20 protein-coding genes and 1 tRNA gene are annotated in these 16962 nt (G+C 63.9%); 10 read left to right on the forward strand and 11 right to left on the reverse strand.

Annotated elements, in window-relative coordinates:
• Nucleotides 1-20: 20 nt before the first annotated feature.
• Nucleotides 21-1478 carry a matrixin family metalloprotease gene (locus tag RIC54_RS00565; RefSeq protein WP_350097848.1) on the forward strand — a complete coding sequence of 486 codons (1458 nt, stop codon included), beginning with the start codon at nt 21-23 and terminating at the stop codon, nt 1476-1478.
• Nucleotides 1479-1542: 64 nt separating this feature from the next.
• Nucleotides 1543-1618: transfer RNA gene (locus RIC54_RS00570), tRNA-Glu, on the forward strand.
• 196 nt (nt 1619-1814) lie between these two features.
• Here RIC54_RS00570 and RIC54_RS00575 read toward each other — a convergent pair.
• On the reverse strand, nt 1815-2144 hold the full coding sequence (locus RIC54_RS00575) for an ArsR/SmtB family transcription factor (RefSeq protein WP_350150401.1): 330 nt from the start codon (nt 2142-2144) through the stop codon (nt 1815-1817).
• Between the two features lie 239 nt (nt 2145-2383).
• On the opposite strand from RIC54_RS00575, the gene RIC54_RS00580 reads away from it, so the two are divergent.
• The 4 genes from RIC54_RS00580 (at nt 2384) to RIC54_RS00595 (ending at nt 5478) form a co-directional block, all read left to right on the forward strand.
• On the forward strand, nt 2384-3379 hold the full coding sequence (locus tag RIC54_RS00580; protein WP_350097846.1) for a threonine ammonia-lyase: 996 nt from the start codon (nt 2384-2386) through the stop codon (nt 3377-3379).
• A 9-nt stretch (nt 3380-3388) separates the two neighbouring features.
• Nucleotides 3389-4054 carry an aquaporin gene (locus tag RIC54_RS00585; protein WP_350097844.1) on the forward strand — a complete coding sequence of 222 codons (666 nt, stop codon included), beginning with the start codon at nt 3389-3391 and terminating at the stop codon, nt 4052-4054.
• 179 nt (nt 4055-4233) lie between these two features.
• The gene (locus tag RIC54_RS00590; protein ID WP_350097842.1) at nt 4234-5187 is read left to right on the forward strand and encodes a M14 family metallopeptidase; all 954 of its coding nucleotides are present in this window, start codon (nt 4234-4236) and stop codon (nt 5185-5187) included.
• Nucleotides 5188-5328: 141 nt separating this feature from the next.
• Complete coding sequence (locus RIC54_RS00595; RefSeq protein ID WP_350097840.1) at nt 5329-5478, forward strand: hypothetical protein; 150 nt, start codon at nt 5329-5331, stop codon at nt 5476-5478.
• Nucleotides 5479-5515: 37 nt separating this feature from the next.
• On the opposite strand, the gene RIC54_RS00600 is transcribed toward RIC54_RS00595, so the two are convergent.
• Nucleotides 5516-6094: a pyridoxamine 5'-phosphate oxidase family protein gene (locus RIC54_RS00600; protein WP_350097838.1), complete on the reverse strand. Its 579-nt coding sequence runs from the start codon at nt 6092-6094 to the stop codon at nt 5516-5518.
• Nucleotides 6091-7281, reverse strand: coding sequence for a multidrug effflux MFS transporter (locus RIC54_RS00605; protein ID WP_350097836.1), 1191 nt, complete (start codon nt 7279-7281; stop codon nt 6091-6093). The genes RIC54_RS00600 and RIC54_RS00605 overlap by 4 nt, the downstream gene beginning before the upstream one ends.
• A 151-nt stretch (nt 7282-7432) precedes the next feature.
• Between RIC54_RS00605 and RIC54_RS00610 the strand changes: the two genes are divergently transcribed.
• Together RIC54_RS00610 and RIC54_RS00615 are read left to right on the forward strand one after the other, a co-directional pair.
• Nucleotides 7433-7633 carry a hypothetical protein gene (locus tag RIC54_RS00610; protein ID WP_350097834.1) on the forward strand — a complete coding sequence of 67 codons (201 nt, stop codon included), beginning with the start codon at nt 7433-7435 and terminating at the stop codon, nt 7631-7633.
• Between the two features lie 420 nt (nt 7634-8053).
• Nucleotides 8054-8875, forward strand: a complete 822-nt coding sequence (locus RIC54_RS00615) for a putative metalloprotease CJM1_0395 family protein (protein ID WP_350150430.1) — start codon at nt 8054-8056, stop codon at nt 8873-8875.
• A 19-nt stretch (nt 8876-8894) separates the two neighbouring features.
• On the opposite strand, the gene RIC54_RS00620 is transcribed toward RIC54_RS00615, so the two are convergent.
• On the reverse strand, nt 8895-9653 hold the full coding sequence (locus RIC54_RS00620; RefSeq protein WP_350097830.1) for a hypothetical protein: 759 nt from the start codon (nt 9651-9653) through the stop codon (nt 8895-8897).
• Nucleotides 9654-9750: 97 nt separating this feature from the next.
• On the opposite strand from RIC54_RS00620, the gene RIC54_RS00625 reads away from it, so the two are divergent.
• Both RIC54_RS00625 and RIC54_RS00630 read left to right on the forward strand, forming a co-directional pair.
• The gene (locus RIC54_RS00625) at nt 9751-10566 is read left to right on the forward strand and encodes an alpha/beta hydrolase (RefSeq protein WP_350097828.1); all 816 of its coding nucleotides are present in this window, start codon (nt 9751-9753) and stop codon (nt 10564-10566) included.
• A 50-nt stretch (nt 10567-10616) separates the two neighbouring features.
• Nucleotides 10617-11033 carry a flagellar basal body rod C-terminal domain-containing protein gene (locus tag RIC54_RS00630; RefSeq protein WP_350097826.1) on the forward strand — a complete coding sequence of 139 codons (417 nt, stop codon included), beginning with the start codon at nt 10617-10619 and terminating at the stop codon, nt 11031-11033.
• Here RIC54_RS00630 and RIC54_RS00635 read toward each other — a convergent pair.
• The 7 genes from RIC54_RS00635 to RIC54_RS00665 are packed head-to-tail and all read right to left on the reverse strand — an operon-like array spanning nt 11023 to nt 16953.
• Nucleotides 11023-11457, reverse strand: a complete 435-nt coding sequence (locus tag RIC54_RS00635) for an iron-sulfur cluster assembly scaffold protein (protein ID WP_350097824.1) — start codon at nt 11455-11457, stop codon at nt 11023-11025. The genes RIC54_RS00630 and RIC54_RS00635 overlap by 11 nt on opposite strands.
• Entirely contained in the window at nt 11454-13106 is a 1653-nt protein-coding gene (locus tag RIC54_RS00640; RefSeq protein ID WP_350097822.1) for an NTP transferase domain-containing protein, read from the reverse strand. Before RIC54_RS00640 ends, RIC54_RS00635 begins: the two co-directional genes overlap by 4 nt.
• Nucleotides 13107-13118: 12 nt before the next feature.
• On the reverse strand, nt 13119-13826 hold the full coding sequence (locus RIC54_RS00645; RefSeq protein WP_350097820.1) for an XdhC family protein: 708 nt from the start codon (nt 13824-13826) through the stop codon (nt 13119-13121).
• A 4-nt stretch (nt 13827-13830) separates the two neighbouring features.
• Entirely contained in the window at nt 13831-14172 is a 342-nt protein-coding gene (locus RIC54_RS00650) for an XdhC family protein (protein WP_350097818.1), read from the reverse strand.
• An 11-nt stretch (nt 14173-14183) separates the two neighbouring features.
• Nucleotides 14184-15449: a vWA domain-containing protein gene (locus tag RIC54_RS00655; protein ID WP_350097816.1), complete on the reverse strand. Its 1266-nt coding sequence runs from the start codon at nt 15447-15449 to the stop codon at nt 14184-14186.
• Nucleotides 15450-15501: 52 nt separating this feature from the next.
• Complete coding sequence (locus RIC54_RS00660) at nt 15502-16428, reverse strand: AAA family ATPase (RefSeq protein ID WP_350097814.1); 927 nt, start codon at nt 16426-16428, stop codon at nt 15502-15504.
• Nucleotides 16429-16488: 60 nt separating this feature from the next.
• A complete protein-coding gene (locus RIC54_RS00665) occupies nt 16489-16953 on the reverse strand; it encodes a CopD family protein (RefSeq protein WP_350097812.1) in 465 nt (154 codons plus the stop codon).
• Nucleotides 16954-16962: the final 9 nt, after the last annotated feature.

Here is a 16962-nt window from a genome sequence, read left to right on the forward strand (position 1 = left end):
TGGTGCGTTCGGAGGGATCTATGTCCATCGGACACGACAGTGAGTTGGCGGCGCATCGCTATTGCGGCTGTGCGGGTTGCGGCGCTGGTGGTGCGGGGGCGTTCCAGGCAGAGGGTCGTCAGGCCCTGACCTCTTCCGAATCCTCGGGCGACGGAACAATCGACGCGCTGGTCGCCGGATCGTCCTCGAAGTGGGGGCCGATCGGCCTGATGGGGCAGTCGGTGACCGTCACCTACTCGTTCCTGACCAGCAATCCGTCGTACAACTCGACCGCCTCGAACTTCCAGGAATTCAACGTCACCATGAAGTCGGCGGCGCGGCTTGCCCTGGCCGAATGGTCGTCGGCCGCCAATATCACCTTCGTTGAGGTTTCGGACGCCGGTGGTGGCGGGACGCTGCGTTTCGGCAGCGAGGCGATGTCCGATTTTGCGGGCTATGCGTACTACCCGAGCACCAGCGCCATCGGCGGCGATATCTGGATCAGCAATTCCTTTGCCTACAACACTGCGCCGGTCGTCGGAAACTACGGTTACCTGACGTACATGCACGAGATCGGGCACGCCATCGGGTTGAAGCATCCGGGCGACTACGGCAACAGCACCGGACCGTTCCTGCCAGCATCGGTCGACAATACCGACAACACGGTGATGTCCTACACGACCGGCAGCGTCGTCTATCCGACGTCTCTCGGATCCTACGACATTCTGGCCGCGCGCTATCTCTACGGCTTCTCGGGCACCGGGACGATCGGCAACGTGACGTTCGGGGCGGACACCGCAGAGACGTTCACCGGCGATAGTGGCGTTCAGTACGTTCACGGCCGCGACGGTGCGGACTACATTGCGGTTCTGGGCGGCAATGACGGGGTCGCCGCCGGTTCGGGCGTCGATACCGTTCTGGGTGGCGACGGGGCTGACCTGATCTACGGCAACATCGGATCCGATCTGCTGAGTGGCGGATCGGGCAACGACACGATCTTTGGTGGCCAGAACGATGGTCCCGAGAGTACCGGCAGCGATGGCGTGCCGAAGTTCCGCAGTGGTATTGAGACCATCGACGGCGGATCGGGAAACGATGTCCTGTACGGCAATTATGGTTCGGACCTGATCCTGGGTGGCAGCGGCAGCGACCTGATCTACGCCGGTCAGGACGAAGACACTGTGAGCGGTGAATCCGGCAATGACACGATATACGGCAACAAGGGGCACGATCTCCTGATCGGCGGCGACGGCTTTGACCGGTTCATCTTCGGTAGCGGCAGTGGCAACGACACGATCTCCGACTTCACCTATTTCACCGATTATCTGGTGATCCAAAGCAATGTGAATGGGTCGGGGATTACCAGCTTCTCCGACGTGACGTCACGGGCTACCCAGGTCGGCAGCGACGTGGTGATCGATCTCGGAAGCGGCAACACCATCACGCTGTCGAACTACTCGACCAGCAGCTTGGTCAGCGTGGACGTCCTGATCGTCTGAGAGTACTCCTGTTCGGGCTCTTGCATTCCAACGGGAGGCTTGCTATCTGACGCCTCTCGCCGACGACCCCTTCGTCTAGAGGCCTAGGACACCGCCCTCTCACGGCGGCAACACGGGTTCGAATCCCGTAGGGGTCGCCAACTCTTTCTGTGAGTTGGCTGGCTGTGTCAGGCGCAGTTCCAGAGAATCCAAGCAATATTCGGGTCTGAGCTGGTTCCGTCGAGTCCGGTTGAAGAGCCCGTTTGTCGGTCGTCGGGTGAGCAGGTCACGCGGATCCGATGTGTCGGCGCGACCGGCTGGATGCTCGCCGACCTGATGCACAGGTTGACCTGCCGGTCACACCGGGTTCAGGAGCGAAAGGACCTCGGAGCAGTTGTCCGGCCGACCATCGCAGCAATCCGCCAGCAAGAACCCTACGAGATGGTTCACGACCTCGAGATCGGCAAAGTAATGGATCTCCCGCTGATGCCGGGTGGCTCGCAGCAGACCTGACCGTTTTAGAACCCCAAGATGGCCGGAGAGGGTGGACGCCACGATGTTGAGCCTCCGCGAGATCTCACCGACCTGGAGACCGTCGGGACCGGCGCGGACGAGCAATCGGAAGATCGACATGCGCGACGGCTGTGCCAATGCGGCAAACGCCTCAATTGCTTTGTCCTGTTCCATAATTCGTTAATGCCCGAACTATCGAATCTTGACAAGGCTCGCTGCGCTCGATAGGGATTTCGATAATTCGGAAATTACCGAAGCATTGTCGGATCGAGGAGTTGGGCACCCATCCACCCATCTAGCCGCTGGGGGCAGTGTGCTTTCTCCACGACGGCAGAATGCTCTGCAGATGGTCTGTGGGGCAGGCTTGGTCGGGTGACGCGGTGTTCCGGATCATCGCAGATGATGGACGTGCAATGCCTGCCACCGAGTTCCCTATTTCCCTGAATGATGTTCGAGCCGCGGCAAGAGCCTTGAATGGCACTGTCGTTCGCACCCCACTGCTCGAGAATGCCGACGTCAATGCGTCGCTCGGTGGCAGGCTGCTGATCAAGGCCGAATGCGCCCAGCGAACCGGTGCGTTCAAGATCCGCGGCGCCTATTGGCGGATCCTGAACATGACCGCTGAAGAACGCGCGCTTGGTGCGATCACCTACTCCTCGGGCAACCATGCGCTGGGGGTGTCGCAAGCGGCGCGGATCCTCGGTTCGACTGCGCTGATCGTGATGCCCGACGATGCGCCCGCGGCCAAGATGGCCGCCGTGCGGTCGCTGGGGGCCGAGATCGCGACCTTCGACCGGGATCGGGAAAACTATGACGACGTCGTCGAACGCCTCAGGCAGGAGACGGGACGCGTCCATGTCCCGCCAAGTGCGCATCCGCAGGTGTTGTCCGGCGCAGGAACGGTTGCCTTGGAGATCTTCGAACAGGCTGAAGCGCTCGGTGCGCGCATCGATGCGGTTCTGACGCCGTGTGGCGGTGGCGGGTTGACCGCTTCCACCGCGATCGTCGCGCGAGAGACTTCTCCGGGGACCCAGGTTTACGCAGTCGAGCCCGAGCTTTTCGACGATACCCGCCGATCCCTGTTGGCTGGCCAGCGGGTGCCAAATCCAATTGGGCTCCGCACGATCTGTGATGCGATCATGACGCCGATCCCGAATACCGTCACCTTTCCGATCAACCAAGCGCTCCTCGCGGGCGGCTTGACGGCGAGTGACGCCGATGTGGCCGCAGCGATGCGCTTTGCCTTCGAGCACTACAAGATCGTCGTCGAACCGGGGGCCGCCGTGGGTATCGCCGCGGTGCTGAACGGGCAGATCGATATCTCGGGTAGAACGGTCGCAACCGTTGTCACGGGAGGGAACGTCGACCTCGACCGCTTCTGCTCCCTGACCCACCAGATCACCAGCTAAGTGAGACACATGCTCCGGAAACTTATCGCGGAATGGCTTGGAACGTTCTCGCTTTTGGCAACCGTCGTGGGATCCGGCATCATGGCCGAGCGGCTTGCCGGTGGAAACGTGGCCGTTGCCCTTCTCGGCAACACCATCCCCACCGGCGCGATCCTTGTGGTTCTGATCACCGTCTTCGGGCCGATCTCGGGAGCGCATTTCAATCCGGCCGTGACCCTCTGTTTCCTTCTGCGCAGAGAAATCGAGGCCCGGGCGGCCAGCCTGTTCGTTCTGGCGCAGATTTCGGGCGGAATCGTGGGCGTCTTCGCTGCCCACATCATGTTTGGCAATCCGCTGATTGACCCCTCGAGCACCGATCGCACCGGACTCGGGCAGTGGGTGGGAGAGTTTGTCGCGACATTCGGACTGGTCGGCACCATCCTCACCTGTCTGCGGGCACGTCCGGACTTCATTCCGGTCGCGGTTGGGCTCTACATCACCGCAGCCTATTGGTTCACGTCGTCGACCTCCTTCGCCAACCCGGCCGTCACCATCGGACGAGCGTTCTCCAACACATTCGCAGGGATCAACCCGGCCGATGTTGCCGCATTCGTCGGGGTGCAATTGGTCGCGGCTGTCCTTGCCACGGTCTTCTTCGGCTGGTTCCTGAAAGATGATGCGACGGACCCGGCTTGACCAAAGCGGCTTGGGAACTGCATTGCTGAAGTGACGCGGTAGAGGCTGGGCCGTGGCCGCCGGTCGCTGAAAGGCGCAAGGGTGGCCAAGCGCACCGCGCGACATCTCGAGAGCCCCGACTGGTTTACCAGCCACCGTCCGCGTCGCATGATGCAGGGCTTTGGGTTGGGAACGCTGCCATGGTCGACGACACCCTGCATGTGGAACTTGAGGCGCCCGATATTGCTGCGTGGAAGACCGGCAATGTCGGGATCGACTATGTCCACCATCTGGACAGCGGTGTGCCTGGGCCGGATGCCATGATCAATGCGGTGATCCACGGCAACGAGCTGTGCGGCGCCATTGCGCTCGATACGTTGCTGCGGGCCGGTGTCCGCCCGACCCGCGGCCGCCTGACGCTGTGCTTCGTCAATCCGGCTGCCTACGCCCGTTTCGATCCGGCCGAACCGACACGTTCGCGATTCGTCGACGAGGACATGAACCGGGTGTGGACGGCCGATCGGCTGGATGGTCCCGACATGTCGGTAGAACTGCGGCGGGCCCGTGAACTGCGTCCGCTCTACGACAAGGTCGATCGGCTGCTCGACATTCACTCGATGGGAACCTACTCGGCGCCGATCCTGTTGATCCACGGCCTGGAGAAAGAGCGGCGCTTCGCCCGCGACATGCGGGTTCCGGCGACGGTCGCCGGCGGCTCTGGGCATGTGGAAGGGCGGCGACTGATTGAGTACGCGCCGTTCAATGATCCGGCCAGCGACAAGATCGCGGTCCTGGTGGAATGCGGACATCATTGGGCCAAGGCATCCGCGGTCGTCGCGCTGGATACCGCGCTGTACTTCCTGAAGGCGTTGGACATGGTGTCACCGGAGTTCTTCGACGCTCATGTATGCGATCGGACGCCGGCGCCGCAGACCATTCTCGAGGTGACGGATGGCCATACCATTCGCTCTGATGACTTTTATTTTTCGAGTAAATTTAATGGCTTGGAAGAGTTTCCTAAAGCGGGGCAGGTGATCGCCGTCGATGGTGGCGAGGAACTGTGCACCCCGTACGACGGCTGCATCCTGGTAATGCCGAACCATCGCGCGATGCGTGGCCAGCGCGCGTTCCGGCTGGCCCGGCGCGTCGGGTAATCCTGACCATCTCGGTACCTTGCGATTTGCATTGATAGCCATGCAGTGAACGCAGGTCGGACCCGATGCGGCGGCGCTGGTGGCGGATCAACCGACGCCCTACATGCGGGCACCGTTCACCGGATGTTGCAGGAGGCAACCATGCCACAGACTGTCTCGCGCAATGCCGTGCGCGATCCCGGCGCTGCCATGACCCTTGCGCAAAGCGAAATTCTGGCCCCGGTCGTTCTCGCCGTCGCGTCGTTCCTGGCGTCAGCCATCGGACGTATTGTTCGATTGGTCGCGCGCTAACCGATCCCTTCGGGTCGGTGCTCCGATTCAGACGGCTCTAGGGAACGACCCATACAGCCTGTCGTTCTCCGTCCCGTGACCAGTGGATGCGGGCACGGCGATGACCGTCCGGGCCGAGCCACAGCCAATCCCATCGCTCCCATCGGATATTGATGACCGAGAACACGTCACGGCGGTCTGCGTCCGGCGGCGCCGGCGCCGTGGGGTCGATCGGCGTGCCGGGCGCGGCGGCTGACTGGTAGATCAGTCGCGCTTCGGGACGCAGTGCCGCCCACGCGGAGTCGACTGCTTCAGCGTCGGTCAGGAGTTGGGCCCGTCCGGCGACGCGGAGCTGTTGGTTCACGGATGGATCCCAGAAGCCAAGTTCAACCGCCGGGCGGTCGATGAGCTGGGCCACCTTGTCGGAGCGTCGGTCGGTGTAAATCCGAACCCACCCGGCGGCACGGTCCACTGCCCTGATCACGACTGTGCGCAGTGTCGGCGTCACGCTACCGCCGATCGTGGCCAGCATCGGCGTCCGCCACGGGGCCGAATAGTCCGACACGGCGGCGGCCAGGCGCGCCTGGATGTGATCGATTAATTCGTCCAGCTGTTCGGGTGGCGGCAAGTTGGTCATGACGCGGTCCGGTCCGATTTCGCCAGCCTGTAGAACAGATAGGAGGCGACACAGGAAAACAGGATCATGCCGGCCATCGCGGCGTGATCATGGTCGTTCTGCAGGTGACCGACTATGACGGTAAAGAGCGCCCCGACGGTCATCTGACCGAAGCCCATGAGCCCTGACGCGGCACCGGCGATCCGCGGGTTGACGCTGATCGCACCGGCAATGCTGTTCGGCTGGCTGAGGCCGTTGCCGACAGCCACCAGCATCATCGGCAGGAACACGCTGGCCGGGGTAATGACGTCGGCCAGCAGGAAGCCCGCGCTGATCAGCCCACCGACCGTTGAGCTCGCTACGCCGAGCGGGATCATCCGGTCGACGCCGAGACGCTGGGACAGGCGGCTGGCCCCGAAGTTGCCGACCATGTAGCCAACGGAGATCAGCACGAAGTACAGCCCGTATTCGCCGGGGGGACGGTGCAGGATTTCGATCACCACGTATGGGGCACCGGCCAGGAACGCGAAGAATGCGCCGACCGACATCGCCGAGTTGCCGGCATATCCGATGAACGCACGGGACCGGAGCAGTTCGCCGTAGTGGCGCAGCATCGCCAGGACGTCGATCCGCGGGATCGGGGTGAGATTGGTCTCGTTCAGGCCGCGGAACGAGGCGGCCAGGACAATCAATCCCATGACCATCGGCGCCAGGAAGGTTGCGTGCCACCCGAACCCGGTCTCCAGGTAGCCGCCGAGCGTGGGAGCGATGGCCGGCGCCACCGCCATTGCCATGGTGATCAACGCAATGGCGCTCGCCGCGCGGTCGCGTTCATAGACGTCCCGGACGATCGCCCGCCCCAGCACCATGCCGGCGCATCCACCGATCGCCTGGAGGATTCGGCCGACGATCAGCGTCTCGACCGACCAGGCAACCGCGCACAGCAGGCTGGCCGCAGCGTAGATGGCCAGACCGTACAACATGGCAGGACGGCGCCCGAACCGATCAGACAGTGGACCATAGGCCAATTGAGCCAGGGCAACTCCCACCAGATACAGCGTCAGGGTCAGCTGGATCGTGGCGTAGTCGGTGTCGAACACATGCACCAGCCCCGGCATCGACGGCACGAAGATGTTGAGCGCCAGTGGGCCGGTAGCCGTGGCCGCGATCAGGATCCAGATCGGTGGAGAGATCGGTTTGTCGGACATGGGGTCGCGGCCCAGGGGCCGTCCTTGATAAGTGGAGCGTCAACCTAGGAGAGCCGCCGCAGTCGGCCAAGCCCCGGTGGATTCGGAAGTGCTTGGAGAATGGAGGCCGGCATGTTGGGATTGCATCCTTGCCGATGCACGGAGGTCGTTCATGCCCGCTCATCTGGCCATGTACGAGGTCTGCCATCTGGTACACCCGCTGCACCCGGTGAGCCAGATGTTCCTCGACTCCTTCACGCGTGGCGATCTGACGGGCATCCTGTTTCAGCGGTTCTTCTCGCTGCCGAACTCCCATTACATCGGCCTCGCTGAATGCATTCTGCACACGCTTCGGCCGGCGGCCCTGGGTTGAAACGCGGGTTAACCCTAGCCGTTAACGCCTGATGTGGACTTCTGTGCTAGAGAGGTGACGTATGCAGCGCGAGATCCCTAAGGGACGGGGACGTCGGAATCGATGACGAGTGTGTCGCAGATCGTTGGAGGAGGGGTCGGATCGACTGCCGGATTCGGGCAGCCGGGCACTTTTGGCCGACCGTCCACGCGTGAGGACGAGACCGATCGGACGACACTGCCCGGACGCCGCGATCCTCGTGAGGCGACGGAAGCGAGGGAGACCGCTGACCGTCAACGACCGGGAGCCGGGATCCCGGAGCTTCCGGGTCGCCGGACGGACCGGCAAGCAACCGATGTCGCTCGCCTGCCGGGCCAGGAGGGCGTCGACGGCAGCGGTCCGCGCCGGCCGCTGATTGCCGGCGGCGCGTTCGTGTTGGCGGTGGCAATCGGTCTGTCGCTGGACGAGCAGTCCCAGCCGGAAGGGATAGAGCCTGCAACTCCGGTATCGACCGGGTCCCCTGCGGCGGCTGAAGGCGATGGACCGGAAGAGCTTGGAGCGAACGGCCTGACCGAGGCGGAGCAGGAACAGGTTCGCGAACTGCAACAGCGCGATGCCGAGGTGCGCCAGCATGAGGCGGCCCACGCAGCGGCGGGCGGTCAGTATGCAGGGTCGCCGACGTACACGTATCAGACCGGTCCGGACGGTCGGCAGTATGCTGTGGGTGGCGAGGTCTCGATCGACACGTCGCCGGTGCGGGGCAATCCCGAGGCGACAATCCAGAAAGCTCAGCAGATCAAGGCGGCTGCTTCCGCTCCGGCCGATCCGTCATCGCAAGACCGCCGGGTTGCGGCGCAGGCCGACGCATTGCGTCAGCAGGCTCAGGCGGAGTTGCAGGCAGAGCGGGCCGAAGCAAGACAGGGCGTAGACGGGGACGGCGGCGAGACTGAGCCGAGTGCCGCAGCGGCGGCACAGCAGCCCGCCTCCGCTCAAGGGGCGCCCGATCAGGGCCCGGACGTTCAGAGCGCGCCCCAAGCCACGAGTGCTCCTGCGGCTGGGCCGCAAGGTTCAGCCGAAGATCGGGAAGCCGGTCTCGAGCGGACGGCCAGTCCGGATGCGTTCGGGGCATCGGTGGGACCGGATGACGAGGACGCCGAAGGCGGCTCGGATCGCGCCTTCATCGCACCGGTGGTATTCAGCGGTGCGGCAGCAAGCTACCGCCATACGGGCTTCAAGCCGAATCAGATCTCGATTTCCGTCTAACAGTCCCGGGACACCCTCGTCAGCTTTTCGGAGTGGCGGCGTCGGCTGGTGCGGGTGGCTTTGTCATCTGCGTGGGGTTGAAGCCCAGGCACTGCTGGAAGGTTTCCGACGTCTGCGCTGGAGTTTCCGAGCAACGGAAGAACAAGTCCCGGCAACGGGTGTAATCGGTATCGTTCCCCGTGAAACGCAGGTCATCGCAGAGCTCCTGAAACCGCTTTGCCACCAGGGCGAAGCTCTCCGCAGGCTCTTCGGTGGTATCGGCTTTGGGGTCGAGCGGCTTGACCTTCAGAAACTGCGCAATCGCCTCGTTGGCACGTCGCAGGGTCAGCTCCGCCTCAATCCGTTCTCCAAGGATGGTGAAATAGGTGACGCGGACATTCTCGCCCAGCATCATCTGGCGCAAAATCGGCGGTATGAAACCTCGACGGGCATCCCCCCAGATGATGAACTCAATTGAGCGCCCGGCGATTCTGTAGAGAGTCGGGTCACTGCCGACTTCCAGCTTCTTGAGCTCGTCCAAGTCGATCCGATCATGCTGGTCGACGTTATAGATCGGCAGCTTGTCTGACGTCAGCATCGCTTGGCTCGAGCGAGGCAGCGTGAATTCCCCCCAGATCGAGTTATCGTTCTTTCGCATGAGTTTGAAGGCGTAGCCCTCCTGCGTGAGGACACGCGCTTCGAGAAGCGGCTTCTTGCTGATCGGGTCGGTCAGAACCTCGACATACCATTGGACCCGAGCAGCCATGGCCGCCGATCCGGCAACGATACAGACCAGCATCAACGCAGCCGTGAAGATTATCGGATAGTGGGATCGGCGCTCGTGTTGCATGGTCTCTGAGTATAGGTGAACGGACGGGCGGTCGATAGGCGGGACAATGGGAGGTGTGATCGGGATTGCAGCGGGAGCGGCTGCCGCATGGACGTTGCTGGTGCTCGTCTTGTTCCTGCTGCAACGCCAGATCCTCTTTGTGCCGGATACCACCCGCCCGGAGCCGGGGCTTGATGGGCCACCGACAATGACCCGGGTCCATGCGACCACCATTGACGGGCTGAGTCTCGAGGGATGGTGGTACCCGCCACCCGACGTCGGGCTGACCATTGTGTATTTCCATGGGAACGCCGGTCATGTCGGAACGCGCGAAGCCAAGGCGCAGCGGCTGATCGCCCGTGGATACGGGGTCCTGCTTGCCGGATACCGTGGATATGGAGGCAACCCGGGACGACCGAGCGAGACTGGGTTGATCAGGGATGGGCATGGCTGGCTGACTGCCGTTGAAAGCCTGGGTGTCGAACGGGATGCAGTGCTTCTGTACGGCGAATCCCTTGGATCCGGCGTGGTCGCCGCGCTGGCGCAGGAGCATTCGGTCGCCGGCGTGGTTCTGGAGGCGCCGTACACCTCGATCGCTGATATTGCTGCGTCGCAGTACTGGTATGTCCCGGTTCGACGGCTCCTGCTTGACCGCTTCGATACCCTGAGCCGTATTCCGGGCGTCCGGGCCCCGGTACTGATCGTCCACGGCACCGAGGACAGGGTCATTCCGGTTGAACACGGTGCACGGGTGTATGCGGCCGCGTCCGAACCCAAGCGGTTCGCACGTCTGGAGGGGGGCGGTCACTCCAACCTGTTCGACCACGGCGCCCTTGAGGCACTCGACGACTTTGTGAACGAGCTCGTTCGGCCGGCTCCCTAGCAATCCACGCCGTTGTCGATTATTTAATCTCTACGGAGGATGATGACGGCATGGCTATAACCAACGCCTTATCGAGTGCCTTGAGCGGCGTGCAGGCGGCGGAACGGCGGTTTGGCAATTCCGCGAACAACGTCGCGAACCTGCGCAGCCAGGCGTCACCCACCGTTGATGGCCCGGCCACCGACGCGGAGGGGCGTACGTTGTTCCGTGCCGCGAGCTCCGTCGATCAGACCACGGCAACCGGTGGGGTTCGCTCCAGCCAGTTGCTGGTCGATCCGTCCTCAATACAGGAGTACGACCCCTCGGCCTCCCATGCGGACGCCGACGGTCTGGTGCACCGCCCAAACGTGGATCTGGTGCGTGAGACGGCGGATCAGATTGCTGGCCAGCGCCAACTTGAGGCCAATCTCGCCTCCATAAGGGCTGCCGACGAACTGCTGCAGGCCACGCTCGACATCAAGAGCTGACGGTTTCCAGCGTCGTGACGGCATTGGCGGCCGCCTTGAACGGCAGCAGCACACAGTCGTGACGTGATCGCGCGGTTCGAACCGGTGCAAAATTCGCCAGCCGAGTCCAGGGCAGGGCGGTCTCAGCAACCGTGCCTGCGAGATAGCCGGTGACCGAATCCCGCACCCTGGCCAACTGGTCGACGCTGGCGCCGACTGCCTCGGCGGCGATGATGGCTGCGGCGGCCTGGCACAATGCGCAACCCTGAACCTTGGCGCCGACCTCGCTGATCCGGCCGTCGGTGACTGCGAGGTCGATGGTGATCCGGTCCCCGCAGATCGGGTTGTCGACCCGAGCCGACACCGTCGGGTTTTCCAGTCGGCCGATTGTCCTGCCCTGTTTGGCGAGTTCCAGGATTTCCGCCTGGTAGAGCGGATCGTTCACGGTAAGCCCTCGCTGGTGATTGCAGCCAGGGCGGCGGGCGTATCGACATCGATCAGCACCGACTCGTCCTCGACCTCGACCTCGACCACAATCTCAGTGTGCTCGCCGATGATGTGCCGAGCGCCGACGTCGCCCGAGACGGCGCCCATCTGCTCGAAGAACCGACGCGCGAACAGTACCGGATTGCCGCGCTTGCCACGGCGGGTCGGTACCACGATCGCCCGGCCTTCGATCGGATCAAACGCCTCGATCAGCCGGTTGATGACCGAGGCGTTGACCTTCGGCATGTCGGCCAGACAGACGATCGCGCCGTCGACGTCCTGGGGCAGGGCGGCGAGGCCGGTCTTCAACGAGGTCGAGAGCCCGTCGCCGAAATCGGGGTTCTCCGCGAACACCACCGGGCAACCACCGAGCGCACCACGAACCCTGTCGGCCTCGTGGCCGATCACCACCACGACTGGATCGGCGCCGGAATTCAGGACGTTGTCGGCAACATGGCGCACCATGGCCCGGCCACCGATATCGGCCAGCAGCTTGTTGATCTCACCCATCCGCCGCGACTGGCCGCCGGCCAGGATGATCGCACCAATGCGGGGTCGGCGCGCCGGCACCTTGTGGGCCGGTGGGGTGACCTTGCCCTCCTTGGCCCGTGTCCGGGGCATCGGCCGGCTTGGAATATCCTTCAAGAGCCCTCCAATACCCATTCGCATGACTTCCCGACCATCGACCGGCAGCCGGGCGACGGCACGCTGCAACACCCAGTCGAAGCCGTTGAGCTTCGGCGAGCGTGCACAGCCCGGCAGACCGATCACTGTTGCGTCGCCGATCCGCCCCATCAGCATCAGGTTGCCCGGATCGACCGGCATTCCGAAATGCGTCACCGTTCCGCCTGCGGCGACGATGCCGGCCGGCACGACGTCGCGGCGATCGACCACCGCCGACGCGCCGGAGATCAGCACCATCTGCGCTCCGTGCTGAAGGGTTTCCTCGATCGCCTTGGTGATATCCGTGGTGGCATGGTCGCACCGCACCTCATGGCAGATCTCGCTGTTCATCGGGTGCAGGCGTGCCCGCGTCACCTCGAACGTCGAGTTCAGCACGCTCTCCTTCGTTCCGGGCAGACGCGACTGCACCAGGCCGATCCGTGTCGGCCGGAACGGCGCCACCCGCACCATCGGCGTGTCACGACGGGCGATCGATTCCGTCAGCAGCACGGTGTCCTCCGGTACTGCGAACGGGATGATCTTCAAAGTGGCGATCATCTGCCCGGCCTCGACCGCCTGGAACGGCGGAACCATCGCCAGGGTCACCGACTCGTCCACCAAGTTGAAGGCATCCAGGCGAGCGGCATCGTAGACCACCACACCGGCAGTCTCGGCGTACAGGTTGGAGCGGCCGGTGAAGGCCGCGCCAGCCGTAACCGCATCGCCGACCATCGCCCGTGCCAAACGATTGGCTGCATCTTCCTCGCTGACGTCCCCCGGGTCCAGCCGGGCAGCGACAACCTGGGTGTAGCCGGCTTCACGCAGGATGACGATGTCATCGGCGGTAAGGACCGTACCCTTCTTCAGGGCCTTGGCATCCAGGCGCAGCGAATGCGCCAGGATTACGCCTTCCGCATCGTCGATCGCAACGTCGCCGAACTGCACTGGATATCTCCCTCAGGCTGCCTTCGCCACGGTCTCGACTTCGTGCAGGACGGCGGTCAGTTCGGCGAGGATTGACAATGCGATCTCCGCTGGCGACACCGCACCGATCGGCAGGCCCGCCGGTCCATGAATCCGTCCGAGCGTAGCGTCGTCGAACCCCAGGGCACGCAGACGCTCCAGCCGACGGGCATGGGTCCGGCGGCTGCCGAGGCAAGCGATGTAGAAGGCATCGGAGTTGAGCGCGACTTCCAACGCCGGGTCGTCCAGCTTCGGATCGTGGGTCAGAGTGATGATCGCCGTTCGGCCGTCCGGTGCCAGGGCCTGCATCGCTTCGTCGGGCCAGTCGTCCACCAGACGCACGTTGGGGAACCGCTCCGCGGTCGCGAAACTCGCCCGAGGATCGATGATGATCACTTCGTAACCGGCAATCGCCGCCATCGGCACCAGCGTCTGGGAGATGTGGACGGCACCCACCACGATGATTCGCAGCGGCGGGTTGTGACAATCGACGAAGTACCGGACGTCGCCTTGCTCGATCACCCCGCCGGCGTTGTCGCGCAGGCGCTGGCGCGCCTCGGCGGTTACCGACTCCGGCAGGTTGCCCTCGACCCGGTCGGCATAGACTAGGGACTGCCCGCCATCCGACAGAACCGTCACCAGCGCCACGGGCGTCTTGGCCGATCGTGCCGACTGCAGGGAATTGAACAGTGCCACGTGCATCGGCTCAACCCTCCAACCGCTCGACCCAGACTTCGACCTTGCCGCCACAGGCCAGGCCGACATCCCAGGCTTGCTCGTCGCTGACTCCGAAATCCAGCAGCCGGGGCTTTCCGCCGGCCATCACCTCAAAGGCCTCCTTGATCACGGCACCTTCGATGCAACCGCCCGATACCGAGCCGACCATGGCGCCGTCGCCGTCAACCACAAGGCGGGAGCCGACCGGCCGGGGCGAACTACCCCAGGTCTTGACCACTGTTGCAATTGCGACTTTTCGACCTTCCGCCAACCACGATCCGGCAGTGGCAAGAATGTCATCCTGGCTGGCGAACGCGTTGGCTTCAGTCATCAACCGGCTCCTTAGGTCGTGGTCCGCTCGTCCTCGATCCGCTGCAGTTCGGACATCCAGCCCTCCATGCCCTCCCGGCGGCGCACGGCCGGTCGCCCGATGGCGTTGGCGAGCTGTTCTAGGCTGTCGAGCGAATGGACGGTCCGGAAGTCGTCGACATGCGGCAGGATGGCACGAACGCCTAAAGACTTGGGCGCGAAGCCGTCGAAGCGCAACAGGGGATTGAGCCAGATCAGACGCCTGCAGGATTTGTGCAGCCGTTCCATCTCTTCGGCGAGGCCGGCTCCGACCTCTCGATCCAGCCCGTCGGTGATCAGCAGAACGACCGCGCCCTGGGTCAGGACCCGTCGTCCCCAGAACCGGTTGAACTCGTGCAGCGAGTGGCCGATCCGGGTGCCGCCCGACCAGTCGTCGACATTGGCGCCGACCATGGCCAGCGCGTCGTCGACATCGCGGGCCCGCAGGTAGCGGGTGACATTGGTCAATCGTGTTCCGAACAGGAAGGTGTGGACCCGGTCGCGGTCGCTGGTGATGGCGTGCATGAAATGCAGCAACATGCGCGAGTACCGGCTCATCGACCCGGAGATATCGCACAGGGTCACCAGCGGCGGATGGCGCATTCGGCGCTTCTTCATCTGCAGCGGGATTTCGTCGCCTCCGGAGCGTAGGGTGGCACGCATGGTCCGGCGCAGGTCGATGCGGCGCCCGTGCTCGGCCACCCGGAAGCGTCGGGTTGGCACCTCCATGATCGGCAGACGCATTCCGCGGATCGCCGCCTTGGCGCGATTGACCTCTTCGGTGGACATCTTCTCGAAGTCCATCGCGCGCAGCAGCTCACGGTCAGACCAGGTCATCGAGGCGTCGAACTCGATGTTATCCTCGTCGGGTTCCCGACCTTCGTCTTCCAGGGGGGATCTCGGCGGTTGCAGCGCTTCGGCCACCCGCCGGTTCATCTCCTCGCGTTCCTTCTCGTCCGGAATGTCGGCACGGAACTCCGGCAGGATCACCTGCAGCATACGCTCCAGGATCCGCGGGTTGCGCCAGAACACGTGAAATGCCTGGTCGAAGATCTCGCGTTGGTCTCGGCGGTTCACGAACACTGAATGCAGAGCCCAGTAAAAATCTCGGCGGTTGGTAATTCCCGCGACTTCAACCGCCTTGATCGCGTCGATGATCCGGCCCGGACCGACCGGCAGGCCGGCGGCGCGCAGTGCGCGACCGAAATACATGATGTTGTCGACCAGCTTGCCGCCACCGGGTCCGTCAGTGTCCGGCAAATCCTGATCGATGGGGGTGGTGTGGTTCACGGCTTCGGCGCGATAGGGCGGATCAAGCCACAGCCGCGGCGCCGGCTAGCTCGGTCTTGATCTGGTTCAGGATGCGGGTGGCCTCGCTGCCTTGGATCTTGGCGATGTCGTCCTGGTACTTCAGCAGGACGCCCAGGGTGTTCTCGATGGCGGCCGGGTCGAGCGAGAGGTGGTCCAACTGCACCAGCGCATGCACCCAGTCGATGGTCTCGGCGACGCCCGGCAGCTTGAACAGGTCCATCTTGCGCAGTTCGTGCACGAAAGCGACGACCTGACGCGACAGTTCCGCCGGAGCCTCGGGTACCTTCACCCGCAGGATCTCGCGTTCGCGCGCGGCGCTGGGGTAGTCCACCCAGTAGTAGAAGCACCGACGTTTCAGCGCGTCGTGGATCTCGCGGGTGCGGTTCGAGGTGATGATGACGATCGGCGGAGTCGCGGCCTTCATCGGGCCGAGTTCCGGGATCGTGACCTGGAAGTCAGAAAGCACTTCCAGAAGGAACGCCTCGAACGGCTCGTCGGTGCGGTCGAGCTCGTCAATCAGCAGAACCGGCGCGCCGCGCTCGTCGGGTTCCAGCGCCTGCAGGATCGGCCGCTTGATCAGGAACCGGTCGTCGAAGATATCGCGGGCCAGCGCCTCGCGGTCGGCGCCGCCCGCCGCTTCGGCCAGCCGGATCTCAACCATCTGACGGGCGTAGTTCCACTCGTAGACGGCGGATGCGATGTCCAGGCCTTCATAGCATTGCAGTCGGATCAGTCGCCGCCCGAGCTGCTCGGACAACACCTTGGCGATCTCGGTCTTGCCGACGCCTGCCTCGCCTTCCAGGAACAGCGGACGCTGCAGGCTGAGCGCGAGATGCAACGCGGTTGCCAGCGAGCGGTCGGCCACGTAGCTGCCGGCGGTCAACAGCTCCAGGGTGGTGCCGACGGACTCGGGGATCGGGACGGCCATGGATTCTCCGGACGAGGCGGGTTCAGGTCGATGCGTGGTCTGGGACATAACATGCAGCCGCTACTGCGGCCAATAACGACCGGTCGCGGCGATGGTGACCACGATCAGTCCCAAAATGAGATTAATCGCGACGATCCTGCGAATACCGGCCAGTGCCGGGCCCGCAGCCTGGAGATCGCCGGTGTCGACCACGGCGCGGAACCGGCGCCACGACGCGAAGTACAGATGACCGAACAACAGGAACATCGCCCAACCCAGGCCTTGCATCAGATGCACATGGGGGCCGACGCCGGCCATTCCACCGTGCAAGCCGAAGATCAGGGCATACCCGGTGGTCGGTAGGGTGAACACCGCGACCCACACCCAGGGAAAGAAACGGGCGAACACCCGGCTCCACAGCCGGGCGCGCTCCGGCGCTGGCTCGATACCGGCAATCGAAGGGCGAAGCACGACATAGGCGAAGAACATCCCGCCGACCCAGACGACGGCCGAGAGAGCATGCAGCGCCAGCAGGATCATGATCATTGGTGCGGC

Source organism: Thalassobaculum sp., assembly GCF_040219215.1.
Lineage (GTDB): Bacteria > Pseudomonadota > Alphaproteobacteria > Thalassobaculales > Thalassobaculaceae > Thalassobaculum_A.